Genomic DNA, 20290 nt, shown 5'->3' with positions numbered 1-20290 from the left:
AAACCCCTGATTTTTACGCTTTCTTTATACCGGCTACCGGTCTTTCATCCCCGTTTTTACACGTCGGATCCGAAACTTCTTCCATCGTTTGTTGTTGGAGAAAGTCATGGATCTCGCGTTTATTCTTGGCGCCGCCGCCCTCTGGGGTGTGATGGTCTTGCTGGTCTGGGGCTTCCAGAAGCTTGAAAAATCCGAAGGAGGCCGTTCATGATCAGCCTCGACGTTTTGTACGGCTTCGGCGGCGTCTGTGCTGTCCTGCTGCTCACTTACCTCGTCTATGCGCTGATCTGCGCCGAGGAGTTTTGATGAGCAACGTGTCATGGGGGCTCCTCGCCCTCTTCCTCGGTGCGCTGCTGGTCACGGCCTGGCCGCTGGGTATCTGGCTGGCCCGCCTGTATTCCGGTAGCCTCCCCAACTGGATGCATAAGGCGGAAGCGCCGCTGTATCGCCTCGCCGGTACATCGGCCGATACCAACATGAAATGGTCGCAGTACGCGTTGGCCTTGCTGGCCTTCAACGCGCTCGGCGTGCTGGCTGTCTATGCCCTGCAGCGCCTGCAGGTCTGGTTGCCGCTCAACCCTGCCGGCATGGCCGCGGTGACGCCCGACTCGGCCTTCAACACCGCCGTCAGCTTTGTTTCCAATACCAACTGGCAAGGCTATGCCGGCGAGTCCACCATGAGCTACCTCACGCAGATGTTGGTGTTGGCTGTGCAGAATTTCTTCTCCGCAGCCACCGGTATCGCCGTGGTGTTTGCGTTGTTCCGCGGTTTTGCCGCGCGCGCGACCGGCGCCATCGGCAACTTCTGGGTGGACATCACGCGCATCACGGCCTGGCTGCTGCTGCCGTTGTCGCTGGTGTTTGCCGTCTTTCTTGTGGGGCAGGGCGTCATCCAGAACTTTGATGCCTACAAAGACGTGAGCACACTGGAAGTGACCAGCTATCAGCAGCCGAAAAACGGCCCTGATGGCCAGGCGCTGAAAGACGACAAGGGCAATACCGTGATGGAGGATGCCAAATCCGACAAGCAGACCCTGGCCATGGGCCCGGTCGCGTCTCAGGAAGCCATCAAGATGCTGGGCACCAACGGCGGCGGTTTCTTCAACGCCAACTCGGCCCACCCTTACGAAAACCCGACGGCGCTGAGTAATTTCTTTCAGATGCTGTCCATCTTCCTGATTCCGGCGGCGCTGTGCTTCGCCTTCGGCCGCGCGGTGGGCGACCAGCGCCAGGGCTGGGCCGTGCTCGCCGCCATGACGGTGATGTTTGTGATCGCGGTCGTGGCCATCACGCCCGCCGAGCAGGCCGGCAACCCGTTGCTCCCGCCTTTGGGTGTGGACCAGACGGCCAGCGCGCTGCAGGCCGGCGGCAACATGGAAGGCAAGGAAACCCGCTTCGGCATCAATGCCTCCAGCCTGTTCGCGGTCATCACGACGGCGGCGTCCTGCGGCGCGGTCAATGCCATGCACGACTCCTTCACGCCGCTGGGCGGCATGGTGCCCATGGTGATGATGCAGCTGGGCGAAGTGGTGTTTGGCGGCGTTGGCACGGGGCTTTATGGCATGCTGATCTTCGCCATCCTGGCGGTGTTCATCGCCGGCCTCATGATTGGCCGCACGCCGGAATACCTGGGCAAGAAGATCGAGGCGCATGAGATGAAGCTGACCTCAATCGCCATCCTGGTCACGCCTGTCCTGGTGCTGGCCGGCACCGCCATCGCCGTATTGGCCGGCGCAGGCAAGGCGGGCATTGCCAACCCCGGTGCGCACGGCTTTTCTGAAATCCTTTACGCGCTGAGCTCGGCCGGCAACAACAATGGCAGCGCCTTCGCGGGGCTGTCGGCCAACACGCCGTTCTACAACACGCTGCTGGGCATCGTGATGTGGCTGGGGCGCTTCGGCTTCATCGTTCCGGTGCTCGCCATTGCCGGTGCGCTGGCCACCAAGAAACGCCTGCCGGTTACGGCCGGCACCATGCCCACGCACGGCCCGCTGTTCGTGATGCTGTTGATAGGCACTGTGCTGCTGGTGGGCCTGCTCAATTACGTGCCCGCCCTGGCGCTGGGCCCGGTGGTCGAGCACCTGATGCTGTGGCCAGGCCAATAACCGCGAGGCTCAAAGAGAAACCCATATGAGTACCCAAAAAACTTTAATGCTGCTGGATCCCGCGCTGCTCAAGCCGGCCATCGTGGCTTCGTTCACCAAGCTGAGCCCGCGCGTGCAGTGGCGCAACCCCGTGATGTTTGTCGTCTACATCGGCAGCATTCTCACAACCTTGCTGGGCCTGCAAGCCCTGCAGGGCCAGGGCGAAGCGTCTGCCGGATTCATCTTTGCCGTGGCCGTCTGGCTGTGGTTCACCGTGCTGTTCGCCAACTTTGCCGAAGCGCTGGCCGAGGGCCGTAGCAAGGCACAAGCGGCGTCGCTGCGGAGCCTGAAAAAAAGCACCTGGGCCAAGAAGCTCAAGGAACCCCGGCATGGCGCCACGTTCCTGCCGCAAGAAGCTGAAAATCTCCGGAAAGGGGACGTGGTGCTGGTCGATGCCGGCGACATGATTCCGCTGGACGGAGAAGTGATTGAAGGCGTGGCCTCGGTCGACGAAAGCGCCATCACCGGCGAATCGGCCCCGGTGGTGCGCGAGTCGGGCGGCGACTTCTCCGCCGTGACCGGCGGCACGCGCGTGCTGTCAGACTGGCTGGTGGTGCGCATCACCGTCAACCCCGGCGAATCCTTCCTGGACCGCATGATCAGCATGGTCGAAGGTGCCAAACGCCAGAAGACGCCCAATGAAATCGCCTTGACGATTTTGCTGGTGGCGCTGACCATTGTTTTCCTGGTGGTTACTGTCACGTTGCTGCCGTTCTCCGTGTTCAGCGTGGGTGCGGTGGGGGCGGGCACGGGGGTGAGCATCACCGCACTGGTAGCGCTGCTGGTCTGCCTGATCCCGACCACGATTGGCGGCCTGCTGTCGGCCGTGGGTGTGGCCGGCATGAGCCGCATGATGCAGGCCAATGTCATCGCCACTTCGGGCCGCGCGGTCGAGGCTGCCGGCGACGTGGATGTGCTGCTGCTCGACAAGACCGGCACCATCACTCACGGCAACCGCCAGGCTTCAAGCTTTTTGCCCGCACCCGGCGTGTCTGAAAAAGTGCTCGCCACCTGCGCCATGCAGGCATCCTATGCCGACGAAACGCCGGAAGGCCGCAGCATCGTGGCTTTGGCCCTGAAGCTGGCCGTCAGCCAGTCGCCCATGCAGGCCGTGACCGAGGTTCCCTTTACTGCGCAAACCCGCATGAGCGGAATGGACGCCTTGAACCCCGATGGAAGCAAGCGGCAACTGCGCAAGGGCGCGGTCGATGCGATGCGCAAGCATGTGGAAGCACTGGGCGGCAGCGTCCCGTCTGAAGTCCTGCGTGCTTCAGATGACGTGTCGCGCCGCGGCAGCACGCCGCTGGCCGTGGCCGACGGCAGCACGGTACTGGGCATCGTGGAGCTGAAAGACATTGTCAAGGCCGGCATCAAGGAACGCTTCGGCGAGCTACGCCGCATGGGCATCAAAACGGTGATGATCACCGGTGACAACAAGCTCACGGCCGCCGCCATTGCCGCCGAGGCGGGCGTCGATGACTTCCTGGCAGAGGCCACGCCCGAAGACAAACTCAAGCTGATACGCCAGTACCAGGCCGAAGGCCGGCTGGTGGCGATGACGGGCGACGGCACCAACGACGCGCCGGCCCTGGCCCAGGCCGACGTGGCGGTCGCCATGAACAGCGGCACCCAGGCCGCCAAGGAAGCCGGCAACATGGTGGACCTCGACTCCAACCCCACCAAGCTGCTGGAGATTGTGGAAACCGGCAAGGCCCTGCTGATGACGCGTGGCTCGCTCACCACGTTTTCAATCGCCAACGATGTGGCCAAGTACTTCGCCATCATCCCGGCGATCTTTGTGACCACTTACCCGCAACTGGCTGCACTCAATGTGATGCGTCTGGGCAGTCCGTCGTCGGCGATTTTGTCGGCGGTGATTTTCAACGCCCTGATCATCATGTTCCTGATCCCGCTCGCGCTCAAAGGTGTGAAATACCGCGCTGTGGGCGCCGCTACGCTGCTGCGCCGCAACCTGCTTATTTACGGCCTGGGCGGTCTCATCGTGCCCTTTATCGGAATCAAGGCGATTGACTTGCTGCTGGTAGCAATGAACCTCGCCTGAACACCTGCATATCAAGGAATCCTCATGACAAATATTCTTCGCCCCGCAATTGTGATGTTCACCGTGCTGACCCTGGTCACCGGCGTGGCTTATCCCCTGGTGGTGACCGGTGCCGCGCAATCGTTGTTTCCGGCGCAGGCCGGCGGCAGCCTGATCCAGCGTGACGGCAAGGTTGTCGGCTCTTCGCTGATCGGGCAAAACTTCAGCGATCCCAAAAATTTCTGGGGCCGCCCATCGGCCACGGGGCCCATGCCTTACAACGCATCGGCTTCCAGCGGCTCCAACCAGGGTCCGCTGAATCCCGCGCTGGTCGATGCCGTCAAGAGCCGTGTCGAAGCGCTGAAAGCGGCCGATCCGGGCAACACGGCCCAGGTGCCGGTGGACCTGGTCACGGCGTCTGCCAGCGGGCTGGACCCGCACATCAGCCCGGCTGCGGCGCGCTACCAGGTGGCCCGTGTGGCCAAAGCACGTGGCCTGGCGCTTGAGAAGGTTCAGGCCCTGGTCGGGCAGTACACCGAGCAGCCTTTGCTGAGCTTTCTGGGCGAGGCCCAGGTGAATGTGCTGCAACTCAACCTCGCGCTGGAAGCGCTTCGTTAAGAGAAATGTCCATGGACTCTGATCTTCTGCGGGTCTTGTGTGCGCTGGCCGCCTTTGGCGTGCCGCTGGCGGTGGCCTGGTGGATCGCGGGCCGCGGTGAAAGGCGGGAGTCCGGCATGCCAAAAGATGGCGAGTCAGGCGAACAGGAAAAACACACCCGGTGTTACCCTTTGCGAGGCGATCTTTGAAACTTTTGAATCACCCAGGAATAGCGCAACGGCATGGCCAGTTTTTCCGACTCCCGCCCTGACCCCGACGAACTCCTTGACCGTCTGCGCGGCGAGGAGGAAAAAGCGCGCCGGGGACGTTTGCGCATCTACTTCGGTGCCAGTGCCGGCGTGGGCAAGACCTACGCCATGCTCAGCGCCGCGCAGCGCGAGCGTAAGGCCGGGCGGGATGTATTGGTCGGTGTGGTCGAAACCCATGGCCGCAGTGAAACCATGGAACTGCTGACCGGGCTTGAGCAACTGCCCTTGCAGGAGGTAGCCTACCGCGGGCACAGGTTGAAAGAGTTCGACCTGGACGCGGCGCTGGCGCGCAAGCCGGCACTTCTGCTGGTCGACGAGCTCGCCCACAGCAATGTGGAGGGCTCGCGCCATGCCAAGCGCTGGCAGGATGTGCAGGAGCTGCTGGAAGCCGGCATCGACGTCTGGTCAGCGGTCAATGTGCAGCACCTGGAAAGCCTCAATGGCACGGTGGGTGCCATCACCGGCATACGCGTGCATGAAACGGTCCCGGACACGGTGCTGGACGGCGCCGATGAAATCATCCTGGTCGACGTCACGCCTGACGAACTGATGGCGCGGTTGAAAGCCGGCAAGGTCTACCTGCCGCAGCAGGCCGAGCGCGCGGCGCAGAATTTTTTCCGCAAAGGCAATTTGATCGCACTGCGCGAGATTGCATTGCGGCGCACGGCCGAGCATGTGGAAGACGACGTGCGCAGCTACCGCGTCGAAAAATCCATCGCCCCGGTCTGGAACACCGAAGGCGCCATCCTCGCCTGCATAGGCCCGCGTGAAGGCGCCGAGCAGACCGTGCGCACGGCGGCGCGCCTGGCCGGCCAGCTCAATGTGCGCTGGCATGCGGCTTATGTGGAAACGCCGCGCCTGCAGCTGCTGGAGGTCGCCAGGCGCGACCGCATCCTGGCCGTCATTCAGCTGGCCGAAGAACTGGGCGCGGCCACGGCGGTGCTGACCGGCAGCGATGCCGCGGCCGAACTGGTGGCGCAGGCACAGCAGCTCAATTGCGCCACGCTGGTGGTGGGGCGCCCGCAGCTGCCGGGCTGGCGCGCGCTGTGGGCCGGCTCCACCATGACGCGCCGGCTGGCGACGCTGGCGCCCACACTGGACATTGTGGAGGTGGGCCATGCCGACAGTGCGCGGCGGCTGGCGCGCGCCGTGCAGCGTTCTGCCGACGATGATGCCGCCGCGGCCTGGCAGGAGAGCCTGCCGCGATACGCATGGGCAATGGCTGGTAGCGCCGCAGTCACCTTGCTGGCTTTGCCTTTGCTCAGATTTTTTGACCTCGCCAACATCGTGATGCTGTTTCTGCTCGGTACGGTGCTGGTGGCGCTGAAGTTCGGGCGCGGGCCGGCAGCGCTGGCGGCTTTCCTCAATGTGGCGGCGTTTGACTTTTTCTTTGTGCCGCCCCGCCTGTCGTTTGCCGTCAGCGATGTGCAGTACCTGCTGACATTTTCCGTCATGCTGATGGTGGGGCTGCTAACCGGGCAACTCACGGCAGGCCTGCGTTTTCAGGCGCGCATTGCGGCCGGCCGCGAGCGCCGCGCGCAGTCGCTGTTCGAGCTCACGCGCGACCTGTCGGCGGCGCTGCTGAGTGAGCAGGTCATGGAACTCGGCGAAGCGGCCGCGCAGCGCAACTTCGGCGGGCAGGCGGTGGTGATGGTGACCGACAGCCACGACCAGTTACTGCCGCCCGCCAAACCGCCCGCGGATTTCGATGCCAGCGTGGCCGACTGGGTGTTCCGCAACGAACAGCCGGCGGGGTTGGCCACCGCCACCTTGTCGGCCCAGGCATGGCATTACATCCCGCTCAAGGCGCCGATGCGCGTGCGCGGCGTGCTGGCGCTCAAGCCTGCGCAGGCGCGCTGGCTGCTTATTCCCGAGCAGATGCAGCAGCTCGAAACCCTGGCGCGGCAGATCGCCATCGCGCAGGAGCGCGTGCACTATGTAGAGGTGGCCCAGCAGGCGGTGGTGCAGATGGAGTCCGAGAAATTGCGCAACATGCTGCTCGCGGCGATTTCGCACGATGTGCGCACGCCGTTGACCGCGTTGATCGGCCTGGCCGACTCCCTGCAGCGCACGGCGCCGCCACTGAGTAGCGAACAGTCGCAGGCGGCGCGCGCCATCGCCGGCGAAGCGCGCCACCTGAGCGCGCTGGTCAACAACCTGCTGGACATGGCGCGGCTGCAAAGCGGTGCCGTTAACCTGAGGAGCGAATGGCAGTCGGTCGAGGAAATTGTCGGTTCGGCGATCCGCCAGGCGCAGCACGCGCTGGCCGGCAAGGCTGTCACGGCGGCGCTACCCGCCGATCTGCCGCTGGTCGAATTTGACGCGGTGCTGATGGAGCGCGTGTTGGTCAACCTGCTGGAAAACGCCGCCAAGTACGGGCGGTCGCCTATAGAAATCAGCGCAGAGGCGACGGAGCAGGCGCTGATGCTGGCGGTGCGTGACCACGGGCCCGGCCTGCCCGCCACCCTCAAGGGCCGCGAGCACGAGCTGTTCGAGAAGTTCACGCGCGGCGAGACCGAATCGGCCACGCCGGGCGTGGGGCTGGGCCTGGCCATCTGCCAGGCAGTGGTGCAGGCGCACCGAGGGCAGATCACGGCCGCCAATGCGCCGGGCGGTGGTGCAGAATTCACCATCACCCTGCCGCGCCGCCCGCCGCCGCAGGGCCTGCCTGAACCCGCCTGACCTTTCTTCCTCTTTGCCCATGTCCCACCCCGCACCCGTTGCCGTTGTGATTGAAGACGAGCCACAGATACGCCGCTTTGTACGCGCGGCGCTGGAGGCCGAAGGCTGGCAGGTGTTCGAGGCGGACACCGGCAAGCGCGGGCTGACCGAGGCCGGCACGCGCAAGCCCGACCTGCTGGTGCTGGACCTCGGTTTGCCCGACGGCGACGGGTTGGAGGTGATTCGCGACGTGCGCGGCTGGTCGGCCGTGCCGATAGTGGTGCTGTCGGCGCGCGCCGACGAGGCAGACAAAATTGCCGCGCTGGACGCCGGCGCCGACGACTACCTGACCAAGCCCTTCGGCGTGGGCGAACTGCTGGCCCGTGTGCGTGCCAACCTGCGCCGCCCGCGCGCTGCCAGCGCTGACGGAACGCCTGACGAGCCGCTTTTTACCTTCGGCGATGTGGTGGTGGACCGCCAGGCGCGGCTGGTGCGCCGCGGCGGTGTGGAGGTGCACCTCACGCCTATTGAATACCGCCTGCTCACCGTGTTGATGACCAACGCCGGGCGGGTGCTGACGCATCGCCAGCTGTTGCGCGAAGTGTGGGGCCCTGCCCATGCCGGGCAAAATCACTACCTGCGCATCTACATGGGCCACCTGCGCCAGAAGCTCGAGGCCGATCCGGCGCAGCCCAAACACCTGCTCACGGAAACGGCTGTGGGATACCGCCTTTGGGTGGCCTGAGAGCCGTACCCGGTGGCATTTAAGTGCCAAATACGCCTGTAGCCCACGAATAACCTGCGCGAGCAGCTATAAAATAGATAGCAAATGACTGAACCTCTCAAACCCGGCCCGAGGCCTGTCGGCGCCGCCGTACGAATCCAGAAAGCCGCGCCGGCAGCGACTGCACTAGGCGCACCGGCCCCCACCGTGCGGCTGAACAAGCGCATGGCCGAGCTGGGCCTTTGCTCTCGCCGTGAAGCTGATGACTGGATCGCCCGCGGTTGGGTGCGTGTGAACGGTGCACCGGCCGTCATGGGGCAGCCGGTGGCCGTGGACGCACGTATCGAGATCGACCGCCAGGCCGAGCAGCAGCAGCGCCAGCAGGTCACCATCCTGATCAACAAGCCGGTCGGTTATGTCAGCGGCCAGGCCGAAGACGGGCATGAACCGGCCGTGGTGCTGGTGCAGCCGCAAAACCGCTGGCGCGAATGCAACAGCCGCATGCGCTGGGGCCATGAGCAGTTGCGTGGCCTGGCGCCGGCCGGGCGGCTGGACATCGACTCCATCGGGTTGCTGGTGCTGACGCAGGACGGCCGGGTGGCGCGCCAGCTCATCGGTGAAGACTCGGAGATCGAAAAAGAGTATTTGGTGCGCGTTAGCTACAGAACTGAAAAAGGGGACGAAACGGCCAACGTGCAGGCTTTGTTCCCGCGCGAAAAACTGGCGCTGCTGAATCACGGCCTGAGCCTGGACGGGCAGGCACTCAAGCCCGCGCAGGTGTCATGGCAAAACCCGGAGCAGCTGCGTTTTGTGCTCAAGGAAGGCAAAAAGCGCCAGATTCGCCGCATGTGCGAGCAGGTGGGCCTGTTTGTCACCGGACTGAAGCGCGTGCGCATCGGCCATGTCAACCTGGGCCACCTGCCGGTCGGCCAATGGCGCTACCTGGCGCCGCACGAGCACTTCTAGCCTGCACGCTCGGGCTTACCCGAGCGTGCCCCTGTCCTACCCGGATGTGCGCCAACGGATGGCAGTTTCCCGTGTGCCGCGGCCTAAAGTGGGTTGTATGGCACTTATTACTTACCTGGTTGAAGACAACGAGATCGTTCTTGAGAACCTGATAGAGGCGCTCAAGGAGATTGCCGCTGTCCAGGTAACGGGCCACGGCGCCACCCAGACCGAGGCCACCCGCTGGCTGAAGCTGCACAACGGTGAGTGGCATCTGGCCATCGTGGACCTTTTCCTGAAGGAAGGCAGCGGGCTGGGCGTGCTCGCAGGCTGCCGCAACCGTGAGCCCTACCAGAAGGTGGTCGTCCTGAGCAACTACGCGACGGATGAAATCCGCAGGCGCGCCGCCGAACTCGGGGCTGATGCGGTGTTCGACAAGTCCAGTGAGCTCGAGGGCCTGTTTGACTATTGCCAGGAGCAAACGACCTTGCACTAGGTGGGGATCAAGGGCGCGTACTCTTGGCATTCCCCCTGGAACGGCGCGCTGAAAGGTGGCATCTTGCGGTCTGGTGGCTCGTCTTAGCCACCAACACCTGTAGTTCTTTTGCTATTAAATTAATAGCCGATTGCGCTGGTCCTGCTTGGCTTAACGCCATTTTTTCCTTATAAACCGCTGCGGTGGAACGACCCGCTGGCGCATGGGCTCCCATAGCGCCACAATCGCGCCATGAGCACACCAGACCGGCCTGACGCCACGGCCACCATCCCCAAACCCGGGTCTTTCAGGCTGCCGACCTGGCTGCATGTTTCCGATATCCAGGGGCTGGCCCAGCTTGCCACGCAGGCCACCCTGGGCGTCACAGGCCTGGCAGAAACCGTGCAGGGCAATGTGTACAAAGCCGTTGCCGCACCGTTTGGCCTGCTGGGTTCAAGGTTTGTCGACAGTGCGCCGGGAAGCAGCGGTGTCAAGCCTTCCGGCATCACGGGCTGGGTCTACGGCAGCATCAGGGGCGTCACGCGGCTGGCTGGTGGGGCGGCCAATGCGGTGTTGTCGCGCGCAGTGCCGCTGGCCGGCGCGCAGGCTTCTTCGCCGCAGCGCGAGGCCATGCTTTCGGCCCTGAATGGCGTGCTGGGAGACCTGCTGCTGGACACGGGCAACCCGTTGGCCATCCACATGAGCTTGCGCCATGAAGGCCAGCCGCTGGTGCTGGACCCAGAGGCGCTGGCTGCGCGGCTGCCGCGCGCGACGGGAAAGATTCTGGTGATGGTTCACGGGCTGTGCATGAACGACCTGCAATGGTGCGGCAACAGCGCGCTGCCGCAGGGCCATGGCGGCCAGCTGGCGCGTCACCTCGGTTACACACCGGTATACCTGCACTACAACACGGGGCTGCATACCTCGGCCAATGGCGAGCAATTGGCCGGCCTGTTGCAGCAGCTGGTCAAGGCCTGGCCGCAGCCGGTGCAGGACGTGACGCTGCTGGTGCACAGCATGGGCGGCCTGGTGGCGCGCAGCGCCTGGCACCACGCAGCCCAGGCGGGCCACAGCTGGCTGCAGCAGCTCAAGGCCATGGTGTTTTTGGGAACACCCCATCACGGCGCGCCGCTGGAGCGTCTGGGCAGCTGGGTCGACGGCGTACTGGGCAGCAACCTGGTGACGCGGCCCTTCGCCAGGATCGGCCAGGTGCGCAGTGCCGGCATCACTGACTTGCGCCACGGCAACGTGCTGGAAGCCGACTGGCGACAGGCGGGGCGTTTTGAGCGTGGCCCCGACGTGCGGGAGGTCGTGCCCCTGCCCGCGGGCGTGGATTGTTATGCGGTCGCCGCCACCACGCTGTCAGCCGGCCGCGGCCCCCTGGTCCCGGTCAGGGAGGCACTGGCGCGCAAGATGGTGGGCGATGGGCTGGTGTCGCTGGAAAGCGCCCTGGGCCTGCATGAAGAGGCGGCCCGCACGCTGGCGTTTGCGCCGGAAAACCAGTGGGTGGCGCAGGGCATGAACCACATGGAATTGCTGGGCCGCCCCGAGGTGACGCGCCAGCTGGTGCAATGGTTGGGCCGCTAGCCTTCCTGGCGGCCGGGGGTTTTACGCAATCTGGTCAGGGGGTGACCAGGCTCACACTGACGGGCCAGCTGAAGTTGGAGGCCGAGGCGTCTGCGCCGGGTTTGCGTTCCTTCAGGCTGAAGGCGTGTTGCAGTGCCAGTTCAAAACGGCCGGGACGCAGTGCGCAGACCCGGTAGCCGCCATCGGCAGCCTCAACGCGGGTGCCCGTGCTGCCGCTGACGTTCAGCTGCCAGCCCGCTACCTGCTGCTGATTGAGCTGCAAGTCCATGCAGAAGCCCTTGCCCAGGGTCGATACCAACACCATGCGCTGCGTGGCGGAAATGAGGGATCCCGTGGTGTCGGCAGAAAGCAGGGCGGCCGGGTGGCTGTTTTCCAGGATACGGAGCACAGCTGGAATGACGATGGCGAAATCCAGCTTCGTGCTGGCCTGGGGTTTGTCAACACTCAGCATCTCGCCAGCTCGTGAACTCTGCGGTATGCAGAACATGGCCACCAGCAGCGCCGACAGCGCCATGAGGCGGCTGAAAGACATTGGGTAGGTGTTGCAGGAGGACACGGAGCTGAGCCTGTGAAGTGATTAAGTACGCCTCAATAGTAACTAAATTGATAAAAGTGATGCAAGACATTAATGCCAGCAAATGTGTGACTTATTTACCGGTTTATTCGGTTTTTCAGCAAATTTCAGTTTGATTTTGATTGTTTCATCAAATTCCTGCCAGGCGAACCCATCGATTTGTCAATTTTTGAGTTTTCCGAGGGCTGCCGCGGCCCCGAGCTCAGACGTTCTGAGTCTTGACGCAGCTATCTCAGCTCACACGGGCTCTCCGTGGAGTGGAGGCGGTGTTTTCAGCGTTCGCGCTGCACGGCGAAGTCGAGTGAATTGGTTTGGCGTACCAGAATGACGGTCTTCGCAGGATCGCGAAGAACCGGGCTCCAGGGCAGCGGGACGTTGTCCGGAGAAACTTCGATCAAATGCTCTCCGGCTGCCACGTAGGGAAACTCGTAGCGGCCCTGGCTGTCGGTTCGTGTCACATAGCGCCGGTCGAGGATGACGGTGACGCCAGGCACGCCGCCTTCAGACGCTTCCCTGCGGCCATTGCTGTCTGCGTCGAAAAACACCGTGCCTGTGAGCCCGCCGGAGCCGGTTCCGGGCAGGCCGCCTAGCGGTGCTGTGGAGGTGCCGGCCCGGTCCTCGTAGCGCAGCAGCAGCTGGATGCTGCGGTTGGTCTGGGTGGTTGCAATGGCCTGCTGCGTTGCTGCCGTCAGGGCCGAGACCACCAGTGCCGGAAGCGGCTCCTGGCCACGTGACTCGGTATACCGGAGGGAAAGCGTCCAGCCGCCATAAGGCTGCCAGCTCACGCCGACGTTTGCATTGACCGACTCGCCTCCGTCGCTGCGGCGCGCACCTCGCACCGACCCATCCAGCGACCATTGCGACCACGGCGACAGGGTGCCGAGAATGCCCCAGATCAGCCCGGTAGTGGGACTCACATTGCCGCTCATCCGCTCCCATGCCAGCGACGTACCGAAGGTGGCCGGCAAGACAACCGGCCAGCTTTGGTCTACCCCGAGCCGGGTCGTCCGGACGCCGGATGCGTTGGCCAGGTCGGCGCGCCATTGGGTTTGGCCCCAGTCGCTGGCGCGACTCCAGGACAGCTGCGCCGACTGGCCGGGGCTGGTGATGGTGCGAAAGCTCAGCGCCGCGCCCACCGAGTTGCGCGAATCGAGCAGATAGCGGCCGTTGACGTTGATAAAAGCACTGCGTCCCGACGCACCGCTGCCTGCGCCGGCACGGCTCACGCTGTCACTCAGCTCGACCGCATACCCGGCTTGCCACTGCCGGGTAGAGGTGTCGGCCTGCCAGTAGACGCCTTGCAGGTCGCTGGCGAGAACTGTTGTGCCCCAGCGCAAATTGGGTTCAAAGCGAAAAACACCGGCCGTGTTGCGCCAGCGTTCGGTTCGCCATGCGGCATCCAGCCAGAGGCCGGTTGCGACGCCGCCCTGCGTGCTGTCACTGCGTACCACGTTGGCCTGCATGCGCAAGCCGCCGATGCGCTCACTGGGCGACCCATAGCCGGTAGCCAGGCCCGGGCCCCACGGCGCTGCGCCTTCCCAGGACGCAGCAGCAAAGTAAGCGCGGGTGTTCAGTGCGTTGCCGAAGCCCGCGCCGTCCGAAATGTTTTTGCCGTCGATCAGCTGGAATGCGGCGTCAGTGCGGCTTCCCGCCCCCAGTGCATCCCCGGTGGGCAGGCGAAATTGCGCACCGGCAGACCCGATGCTGCCGCCGGAGGTCTGGAACCCGGCGGCATCCAGCCCGCTAAAGAGGCCGGTACGTCCCGCGGCTGCGTTCAGGTCTACGGCGTCGTTCAGGTACCACTGCCCACCAACACCCCGGATGGGCGTGGCCGGCACCGATACCCGCCCGGTACCGCGGGCGAGCCGGGTGCTGACGGTATTGATGTCACCCGCGTTGTGGTTGGCAAACCAGCCGTCGTCCAGCGGCAGGGCGCGCTGGTCAATGCGCCAGGTGCTGCCGCTGTTTTGGGCCTGGTTGCCCGGCGCATTCGATTGCTGCTGGACCAGGTTGGCATTGACCGAGAGTGCGCCGTGGTTCGGTGTGTCCACGAAGCCGCCTATGCCCAACGCGCGGGAGGTTGTGTCGCCGCCGCCGCTTTGTTTGAACAGGGAGTAATCAACACGCCAGCTGCGCGGCCAGCCGGCTTCGTTGTATTCGCTGGACTTCAGCTGCAGGGCGCCGTCAGGATCCGGCACGCCCTCCATGACACGGTCTACATAAGGCTGATCGGTAGCGGGTGTGGCGGTTGCCTGCGCCAGGGCCGTAGCCGTTGCAAATCCGGCGCCAAGCCCCACGAGGCCGATGCGCCACCACTTCGGTGGGAAGGAAGAAGGGATGATCGGCGTGTGCGCCCGTCGCTTCATGGGGCGAAGCGCTGCTCAATACTTTGTGTTTGGCCTTTGCCCCACTCGAGCTTGCCGCGCACCGTGACGGGATAGCGGATTTGCGCGGCGGTGTCCTGGTCTCCCGGCCTTGTGGCACTCAGCGAAATCGTGCGCGTTTCGCCGGGAAGTATGGGGGTGTTGGCAGGTGAGAATTCCAATGAGGTGTTGGACGCATCGGTGCCGTTCAGAAAACCGGTGATACGGCCGTGGGCGGTGCCGCTGTTGCGGATCTGCAGGACCGGTGTGGGCTTGCCATTCACGGTCTGGACGCCCGAGCCGGCGACGCTCAGCTCTGGTGTGGCGCCGCCGATGGCAACGTAGACCACCACGCCGAGACGGGCGGAAAAAGGAATGGGCGGGCCCGACTCCATGCGGGTGACCTGTTCCTGGCCTTCCAGCATGATGGCAAAACGGCATTCACCGGGCTTTGCGTCGGGCGGCACGTTGACCTCAAAACGAAACCGGTAAGGGCGCCCACCCGCGACGGTGAGTTCGCGCCGCTCGATGGACACCCATGGGCGGCAGCTGCCGGGCCCCAACTCCTCAGTGAAAGTGACGGAGTTGTCCATGCCAAACCGCCAGTCCGCTGTCTTGATGCTGAACGTGTTGGCAATTGAGGAGGCATTGGTTATTTCCATGACCTGGCGGATTCGCTCGCCTGGTTTGACTTCAAGCTCAAACCGGGGAGGCGACACTGCCAATGCAAATTCGCTTGCCGTCGCGACAGGTGCAATCAGGGCAAAGGCCAAGCCAAGAAAGCCAGCGGCATACCGCGGCATGGCAGGCAATTGGAGACGGGTCATGGCGTATCTACCTCGAAATAAAACTGCAGGGCCTGGGAAGACGTCAGCGCGCGCCCATCTGTTCTGAGAAGCAGCTCAACGGTTTCTTCCAGGGAAGCTGCACTGACGACACCGTCGAAGATCAGGGTGCGCCCGCCGGAGCGCAGTGAGCCAGGCAGCAAACGCCCCTGGGTTCGCCAGGTGACAAAGATGGGCTCGCCCGCGACTGGGGCAAGTCCCATGTAAAGCCTGACCGGCTGGTTCAGCCAGCGAGAGAGGTTCAGGCGCAGGGCGACCCGCAGGCTGGCCTCCACGGAGTTGTCGGCACCGCGGCCGGGAACCAGTTGCCGCCAGCGCATGGGGACGACGCTCTGGGTCGCGACGGTGCCGGTGTCATCCACGCGGGTCGTGGTGGCGGCTGCGTGTTGCGCAGTCAGCACGTTGGCAAGCAGCAGGAGGGCGGCAAATCCGATGAGGTGTGACAGGCTGACCGGTCTTTTCATCATCATGGGGAGGTCAGGGTGTAGCTGACGCGGCCGGTAAAGGTGCCCGAACCCACCAGTTGGGTATTGGCGTAGTTGAACTGCAGGCAGCTTTCAAACCAGGTGTTGCGTGTAACGCTGAGCAGCGTTTGTGATGCACCGCCTACAAACGTTCCGCTGGGGATGGTGGCGGTTGGGTCTGATGCGCCGCCGGAAACCCAGGAGATCGTATTGAACGGAATGGTGTCGCCCGTGGCATTGACCAGAGAGGCCGGTGCGGTGGCGGTGAGTGTGGCGTTGGCGCCGGTGCCTGGTGTGCGGTAAAAGCCGCCGACGTAAACCTGCGCGGGCACCGTGCAAAAGGCAAAGCTGTCATAAGGGCTGGCCGTAACGGTGCTGTCGGTTGTCATGGCGCTGGTGCCGGCTCCGATGTTGGCCGCTGGAATGGTGACCGAAACGCGATTGATGGTGGAATTGTTGCCGGGCGTGCCCCCTGTACTGAAATTGCCGCCGGTCATGGTTCCGGCGCCTACCTGCAAAAACAATGACTTGGTGCCTGCTGTGATGGTGACGACAAAGGCCTGGGCGCCCACGCATGCCAACGCGCTGCCTGACAATGTGACGATGCGCAGCATTGGCAACACACTGCTGCGAGTGGGCAGGAGGAGCTTTGATGGTGCGCGCATAAGTGTCACTTTACGCTAACTGACAAGCATTAACAAAAAAAGCCCCGTCAGACGGGGCCTCCATTCAAGCGCTCATGTGGCGCTGCTTACATCTGGGTGGCGGTGTAAGTGACGCGGCCACCATTGGCAGATGTGCCGTAGGTACCAGCCGCAGGCAGCGTGGAGTTCAGGTAGGTGTAAGTCCACTTGCCTTCGACGCGAACCAGCCTGTTGGTGGCGGTCAAACTGGTCAACGTGCCAGCTCCACCGGTCGCGTTGAACGTGGGATGGGTAATGGCGGCGTTGGTAAAGCCGGGTGTGGTGGCTGCCAGTGCGGCGCTGGCCACACTGATCTGGCTCCAGGGGATTGCTTCGGCGGCGACACCGGTCGTCAACTGGCCGGTGGTGTTTGAATTGAGGTTGATGTTGCCACCGTTGCCATAAACACGCACTGTCACGGCACCTGCGGTCAGGTCGCCGCCGACACCGGCGATCACGGTGCTGTCGCCCACATTGGCGCCGGGCACAGTAAAGGAAATACTGTTGATGGTGCCATCGGTAGCCGTGTTGCCACTGCTGGTGCCGACGCGCAGGAACAGCACTTGCGGAATCACGATCGACATGTCCACGCGCGCGTTGGCTGTGGAGCCGGTCACCGCGGCTGGGACGTATGTGGATTCCGCATGGGCGGTAGCGCTGAACAGGCCAGTCAAGCCCAGGGTGCTGACAAGAAGGAGTTTTTTCATGATGGTTCCTAAGGGATAAATGGTTAAGGGTTAAGTTACATCTGCGTGGCGGTATAGGTAACACGACCACCGTTGGTGGAAGTGCCATAGGTGCCGGCTGCGGGAAGGGTGGCGTTGAGGTAGGTGTAAGTCCACTTGCCTTCGACGCGAACCAGCCTGTTGGTGGCGGTCAAACTGGTCAACGTGCCAGCTCCACCGGTCGCGTTGAACGTGGGATGGGTAATGGCGGCGTTGGTAAAGCCGGGTGTGGTGGCTGCCAGTGCGGCGCTGGCCACACTGATCTGGCTCCACGGAATTGTTTGGCCGGTGGCGTTTGTGAGCGGACCGGTGGTGTTTGAGTTCAGGTTGATGTTGCCACCGTTGCCATAAACACGCACTGTCACGGCACCTGCGGTCAGGTCGCCGCCGACACCGGCGATCACGGTGCTGTCGCCCACATTGGCGCCGGGCACAGTAAAGGAAATACTGTTGATGGTGCCATCGGTAGCCGTGTTGCCGCTGCTGGTGCCGACGCGCAGGAACAGGACCTGCGGGATGACGATTGAAAAGTCCAGGCGCGCAGTGGCTGTTGAACCAGTTACTGCGGGCGTGGTGAATGTGGACTCTGCATGGGCCGGTACGGCCAACAAGCCAGCGAGGCTCAAGGCGCTTACTAAAACAATTTTCTTCATTAAGTTTCTCCAGATCATGGTGATGAGGTGAATCGGGTGTTCAGGCTTTTTTTGAACGTGAATGGACTGTAACTAGGCGTTTCGAAAAAAGGTGGCTTTACATTCGTAACGCGGGCGACAAATGGTAAATACGTCACGCTTAAGTCATTGAAAACAATGGATTTATGCGAAATGGCGACAAGAAAGAAGCCTGCTGAGAGAGGTGTAACGAAAGCCGATGGCCGCTAACTGTGAGATATTTCCCAAATTACTGTAACGAGTAAGAAACAAATTACCGTCGCCTGCTCGGCGGATGTTTTTCTCTGCTTTTCGCGAAGCAGTACGGTTGCTTGAGGGGTGGCGCTCTGCTCTTGTGTGAGCGATGAGCGGTGGCATTGGTCGATGAGCCCGTAGAACGCGCTGCTTGAAGCGCCAGCTCGAAGCGGGCATTCACGCGATCACGAGAGAAGGGAGCTTGGTTTGAGCAGGTTGCCTGCGCCCCTAACGAGAAGGTCTGGCGCGCGAAGCTTGTGAGGGTCTTTGTCCGTGGAAGCGATGAGTGCGCCGCTGGGATCGCGTGCTGCATTCGCAGGCGCGCAGACAACACAGCAGCAGAGGCTGGATCGCTGATCTGTTGGCTGTAGCGTGCGAAGAGTTATCGGCAGAACTGCAACGCTCAGTGTCGGCGTCACGGTAGATGCTGTGGGGACGTGTATTCCAGGGGCGCCAGCAGGTCGCCGTTCCTTTTGCGGAGATGGCGGTCAGGCGGTCAGGCGCGTAGCCGCACGCATGCTGATTGCCAACAGCAGCTTGAAGGCCGGATTCGCGAGGCGCGGAGCGAAGATGGGGCGGTGCGTCGCCTGCCGCTACCAGGAAATGGTCAATTCAACCGGGTCGCGGGAATTCATGGGTTTGCCCGCCACCACAGCCAGGCGGCTACCTGCGGCGGAATCAGACATGGTGTTCATGCGTTGCGTCTGACCGCTTCTATTGGTCGATGCGGCAGCAATGGCCTGAATATCCACGGTCGCCGGGCAACTGATGCGCAAGGTACCGGCCTGGCCGTCTGGCTGGCCGCGATGGGTGCAGCGATGGTCTGCCGTGACGGCTTCGCTGAAACTGCGCAGCATGATGGTCACACCGAAGGAGCCGGAACTGGTTTGCGCCTGGGCTGCACCGTGAATCCCGAGCAGGGACTGGGCGGCCAGGACGGCGATAAAAGCAAATTTGATGGTTTTCATGGTGCAACTCCTTAAAACTATCAGTTGTTGCAGTCATGCTATCGAATTTATTAATTTGAATCAATTGGTAAAAGTCACCTCATAACTGTTAATTAGTGACATTTCACACAAATTGATTTTTTAATTTGATTTATTCATTTAATTGATGAAATCCCAATTTTATTGGGGTTTTCTTCAGTATGAGGGGTGTCAGCCTCAATTGGGGCGCGACAGGGCTGTGGAATGCTGCCCTTATTGGGCATAAAAACAGCAAAGCGCCCGGCGGCAGGCGCTTGCTAATAGCGCGCCAGGGATGCGCGCTGGCCGTTAGTGTTAATAGGTGACGGTGACCGTAACCCCGGTCTGGGTGGCAGTGCAGGTGGCTGTGGAACAGGTGCCCGCCTGGCCGGCTGCAATGGTGCCTGTCACCGTATAGGGCTGAGCCCGGCCATCGCCCGTTGCGCTTGCACTGCTGAGTGCCAACGTGTAGTTGAGACCCAGCAATGTGCCCGCTGCCGGCGATAGCGCCAGGGCATAACTGGTGCCGCGAGTGCAGTCGACCGTGAAGTTCATGGTACTGGTCTGGGGGGTGGGCGCAAAAGAGATGTAGTTCAGCGTCAGTGTGGACGGAGAAATGGCGCCCGGGGCCGTATTGCCTGCAGCCACCTGCCCCACAAAGCATTGGGCGATGATGCTCACGGTGGGTGTAAAGGTCGTGGTGGCAACGACGGGGCCGGCAGTGGCTAGCTGAAGGGTCGTGATAAAGGTTTCGTCATAAATGCCTGCCGTGTTTCCGGTTTGTCCGGCCACCACGCGGAAGTTGTAGGTCAGGGTGGTGCTGGCGCTTAGCGCAGCGCCAAAATTCAAGGTCCCATTCACCCGCCCGGTGCCGGTATTGACCCAGTCGGTCGTGGTCGCATTCTTGTAGATATTGACATCGAGCCGGTCGGCATTGATGGTGCCGCCGCCGTGACGGAAAACCCGGCGGGAGAGGCCCGTGCGGCTGCCGTAATCAATGCTGACCCAATAAGTGGTGCTGTTGGCGTCCGTCGACAGCCGGGTGCAGTTCACGGTGATGGTGCCGCTGGCATTGGCGGCGGCGGCCCCGTTGGTGTAATTGAGGTCTACAGACGTGGCTGCGAGTGTGCAGGTAATGGCTGCTTTAGCTTGCAGCGCGCAGGTGCACAGCAGGGCTGCCAGGGCAATGCGCAATGCGTAAGAGACACTCATCGATGGGCTCCGTTAATCGCCCGGGCCTTCGCTGGCGGGACGACTTCTAACTGCTGATGGTAACGTTTTGTAGCAGTACTGTGCATGGTGCCGTATTGCGTCGTTCCCGTG

At 62.8% G+C, this 20290-nt stretch carries 19 protein-coding genes; 10 read left to right on the top strand and 9 right to left on the bottom strand.

Features of this window, described 5'->3' with window-relative positions:
- The first annotated feature begins 207 nt into the window (after window positions 1-207).
- From AC1DVV_RS15335 to AC1DVV_RS15290, 10 genes are all read left to right on the top strand, one after another.
- Complete coding sequence (locus tag AC1DVV_RS15335) at window positions 208-306, top strand: potassium-transporting ATPase subunit F (protein WP_457281368.1); 99 nt, start codon at window positions 208-210, stop codon at window positions 304-306.
- A complete protein-coding gene (gene kdpA, locus AC1DVV_RS15330) occupies window positions 306-2105 on the top strand; it encodes a potassium-transporting ATPase subunit KdpA (RefSeq protein ID WP_477701980.1) in 1800 nt (599 codons plus the stop codon). Before AC1DVV_RS15335 ends, kdpA begins: the two co-directional genes overlap by 1 nt.
- 25 nt (window positions 2106-2130) lie before the next feature.
- Entirely contained in the window at window positions 2131-4206 is a 2076-nt protein-coding gene (kdpB, locus tag AC1DVV_RS15325; RefSeq protein ID WP_477701981.1) for a potassium-transporting ATPase subunit KdpB, read from the top strand.
- Window positions 4207-4230: 24 nt separating this feature from the next.
- Complete coding sequence (gene kdpC / locus AC1DVV_RS15320) at window positions 4231-4803, top strand: potassium-transporting ATPase subunit KdpC (RefSeq protein WP_477701982.1); 573 nt, start codon at window positions 4231-4233, stop codon at window positions 4801-4803.
- 11 nt (window positions 4804-4814) lie between these two features.
- Window positions 4815-4991 carry a hypothetical protein gene (locus tag AC1DVV_RS15315; protein WP_457281364.1) on the top strand — a complete coding sequence of 59 codons (177 nt, stop codon included), beginning with the start codon at window positions 4815-4817 and terminating at the stop codon, window positions 4989-4991.
- Between the two features lie 33 nt (window positions 4992-5024).
- The gene (locus AC1DVV_RS15310; protein ID WP_477701983.1) at window positions 5025-7733 is read left to right on the top strand and encodes a DUF4118 domain-containing protein; all 2709 of its coding nucleotides are present in this window, start codon (window positions 5025-5027) and stop codon (window positions 7731-7733) included.
- Window positions 7734-7752: 19 nt separating this feature from the next.
- Entirely contained in the window at window positions 7753-8457 is a 705-nt protein-coding gene (gene kdpE, locus AC1DVV_RS15305; protein WP_477668642.1) for a two-component system response regulator KdpE, read from the top strand.
- An 84-nt stretch (window positions 8458-8541) separates the two neighbouring features.
- Window positions 8542-9402 (top strand): pseudouridine synthase, encoded by an 861-nt coding sequence (locus AC1DVV_RS15300; protein ID WP_477689547.1) that lies wholly within the window; start codon window positions 8542-8544, stop codon window positions 9400-9402.
- A 97-nt stretch (window positions 9403-9499) separates the two neighbouring features.
- Window positions 9500-9877: a response regulator gene (locus AC1DVV_RS15295; RefSeq protein WP_457281360.1), complete on the top strand. Its 378-nt coding sequence runs from the start codon at window positions 9500-9502 to the stop codon at window positions 9875-9877.
- A 231-nt stretch (window positions 9878-10108) separates the two neighbouring features.
- Window positions 10109-11443, top strand: a complete 1335-nt coding sequence (locus AC1DVV_RS15290; RefSeq protein ID WP_477701984.1) for an esterase/lipase family protein — start codon at window positions 10109-10111, stop codon at window positions 11441-11443.
- Between the two features lie 34 nt (window positions 11444-11477).
- On the opposite strand, the gene AC1DVV_RS15285 is transcribed toward AC1DVV_RS15290, so the two are convergent.
- The 9 genes from AC1DVV_RS15285 to AC1DVV_RS15245 form a co-directional block, all read right to left on the bottom strand.
- A complete protein-coding gene (locus AC1DVV_RS15285) occupies window positions 11478-11975 on the bottom strand; it encodes a hypothetical protein (RefSeq protein ID WP_457281358.1) in 498 nt (165 codons plus the stop codon).
- A 314-nt stretch (window positions 11976-12289) separates the two neighbouring features.
- Window positions 12290-14383 (bottom strand): SdrD B-like domain-containing protein, encoded by a 2094-nt coding sequence (locus tag AC1DVV_RS15280; RefSeq protein WP_477689550.1) that lies wholly within the window; start codon window positions 14381-14383, stop codon window positions 12290-12292.
- Window positions 14380-15207: a COG1470 family protein gene (locus AC1DVV_RS15275; RefSeq protein ID WP_457281356.1), complete on the bottom strand. Its 828-nt coding sequence runs from the start codon at window positions 15205-15207 to the stop codon at window positions 14380-14382. The genes AC1DVV_RS15280 and AC1DVV_RS15275 overlap by 4 nt, the downstream gene beginning before the upstream one ends.
- Entirely contained in the window at window positions 15204-15695 is a 492-nt protein-coding gene (locus tag AC1DVV_RS15270) for a hypothetical protein (RefSeq protein ID WP_457281355.1), read from the bottom strand. Before AC1DVV_RS15270 ends, AC1DVV_RS15275 begins: the two co-directional genes overlap by 4 nt.
- Window positions 15692-16354 carry a hypothetical protein gene (locus AC1DVV_RS15265; RefSeq protein ID WP_457281354.1) on the bottom strand — a complete coding sequence of 221 codons (663 nt, stop codon included), beginning with the start codon at window positions 16352-16354 and terminating at the stop codon, window positions 15692-15694. Before AC1DVV_RS15265 ends, AC1DVV_RS15270 begins: the two co-directional genes overlap by 4 nt.
- An 86-nt stretch (window positions 16355-16440) precedes the next feature.
- A complete protein-coding gene (locus AC1DVV_RS15260; RefSeq protein WP_457281353.1) occupies window positions 16441-17079 on the bottom strand; it encodes a hypothetical protein in 639 nt (212 codons plus the stop codon).
- A gap of 35 nt (window positions 17080-17114) precedes the next feature.
- Entirely contained in the window at window positions 17115-17750 is a 636-nt protein-coding gene (locus tag AC1DVV_RS15255) for a hypothetical protein (RefSeq protein WP_457281352.1), read from the bottom strand.
- A gap of 845 nt (window positions 17751-18595) precedes the next feature.
- Window positions 18596-18970 carry a hypothetical protein gene (locus tag AC1DVV_RS15250; protein ID WP_457281351.1) on the bottom strand — a complete coding sequence of 125 codons (375 nt, stop codon included), beginning with the start codon at window positions 18968-18970 and terminating at the stop codon, window positions 18596-18598.
- Window positions 18971-19282: 312 nt separating this feature from the next.
- On the bottom strand, window positions 19283-20179 hold the full coding sequence (locus tag AC1DVV_RS15245) for a hypothetical protein (RefSeq protein WP_477689551.1): 897 nt from the start codon (window positions 20177-20179) through the stop codon (window positions 19283-19285).
- Window positions 20180-20290 lie beyond the last annotated feature (111 nt).

This window comes from Polaromonas sp. P3_B4 (assembly GCF_056402835.1).
Note: the sequence above shows the minus strand (reverse complement) of the source record. Positions and strands in the feature narration are given on the sequence as shown.

Coding starts and splice junctions, on each gene's coding strand:
- kdpB (WP_477701981.1), top strand. CDS start 2,131: ATGAGTACCCAAAAAACTTTAATGCTGCTGGATCCCGCGCTGCTCAAG.
- AC1DVV_RS15295 (WP_457281360.1), top strand. CDS start 9,500: ATGGCACTTATTACTTACCTGGTTGAAGACAACGAGATCGTTCTTGAG.
- AC1DVV_RS15290 (WP_477701984.1), top strand. CDS start 10,109: ATGAGCACACCAGACCGGCCTGACGCCACGGCCACCATCCCCAAACCC.
- kdpE (WP_477668642.1), top strand. CDS start 7,753: ATGTCCCACCCCGCACCCGTTGCCGTTGTGATTGAAGACGAGCCACAG.
- AC1DVV_RS15260 (WP_457281353.1), bottom strand. CDS start 17,079: ATGAAAAAACTCCTTCTTGTCAGCACCCTGGGCTTGACTGGCCTGTTC.
- AC1DVV_RS15315 (WP_457281364.1), top strand. CDS start 4,815: ATGGACTCTGATCTTCTGCGGGTCTTGTGTGCGCTGGCCGCCTTTGGC.
- AC1DVV_RS15255 (WP_457281352.1), bottom strand. CDS start 17,750: ATGAAGAAAATTGTTTTAGTAAGCGCCTTGAGCCTCGCTGGCTTGTTG.
- kdpC (WP_477701982.1), top strand. CDS start 4,231: ATGACAAATATTCTTCGCCCCGCAATTGTGATGTTCACCGTGCTGACC.
- AC1DVV_RS15280 (WP_477689550.1), bottom strand. CDS start 14,383: ATGAAGCGACGGGCGCACACGCCGATCATCCCTTCTTCCTTCCCACCG.
- AC1DVV_RS15310 (WP_477701983.1), top strand. CDS start 5,025: ATGGCCAGTTTTTCCGACTCCCGCCCTGACCCCGACGAACTCCTTGAC.
- AC1DVV_RS15275 (WP_457281356.1), bottom strand. CDS start 15,207: ATGACCCGTCTCCAATTGCCTGCCATGCCGCGGTATGCCGCTGGCTTT.
- AC1DVV_RS15265 (WP_457281354.1), bottom strand. CDS start 16,354: ATGCGCGCACCATCAAAGCTCCTCCTGCCCACTCGCAGCAGTGTGTTG.
- AC1DVV_RS15270 (WP_457281355.1), bottom strand. CDS start 15,695: ATGATGATGAAAAGACCGGTCAGCCTGTCACACCTCATCGGATTTGCC.
- AC1DVV_RS15300 (WP_477689547.1), top strand. CDS start 8,542: ATGACTGAACCTCTCAAACCCGGCCCGAGGCCTGTCGGCGCCGCCGTA.
- AC1DVV_RS15285 (WP_457281358.1), bottom strand. CDS start 11,975: ATGTCTTTCAGCCGCCTCATGGCGCTGTCGGCGCTGCTGGTGGCCATG.
- AC1DVV_RS15245 (WP_477689551.1), bottom strand. CDS start 20,179: ATGAGTGTCTCTTACGCATTGCGCATTGCCCTGGCAGCCCTGCTGTGC.
- AC1DVV_RS15335 (WP_457281368.1), top strand. CDS start 208: ATGATCAGCCTCGACGTTTTGTACGGCTTCGGCGGCGTCTGTGCTGTC.
- AC1DVV_RS15250 (WP_457281351.1), bottom strand. CDS start 18,970: ATGAAAACCATCAAATTTGCTTTTATCGCCGTCCTGGCCGCCCAGTCC.
- kdpA (WP_477701980.1), top strand. CDS start 306: ATGAGCAACGTGTCATGGGGGCTCCTCGCCCTCTTCCTCGGTGCGCTG.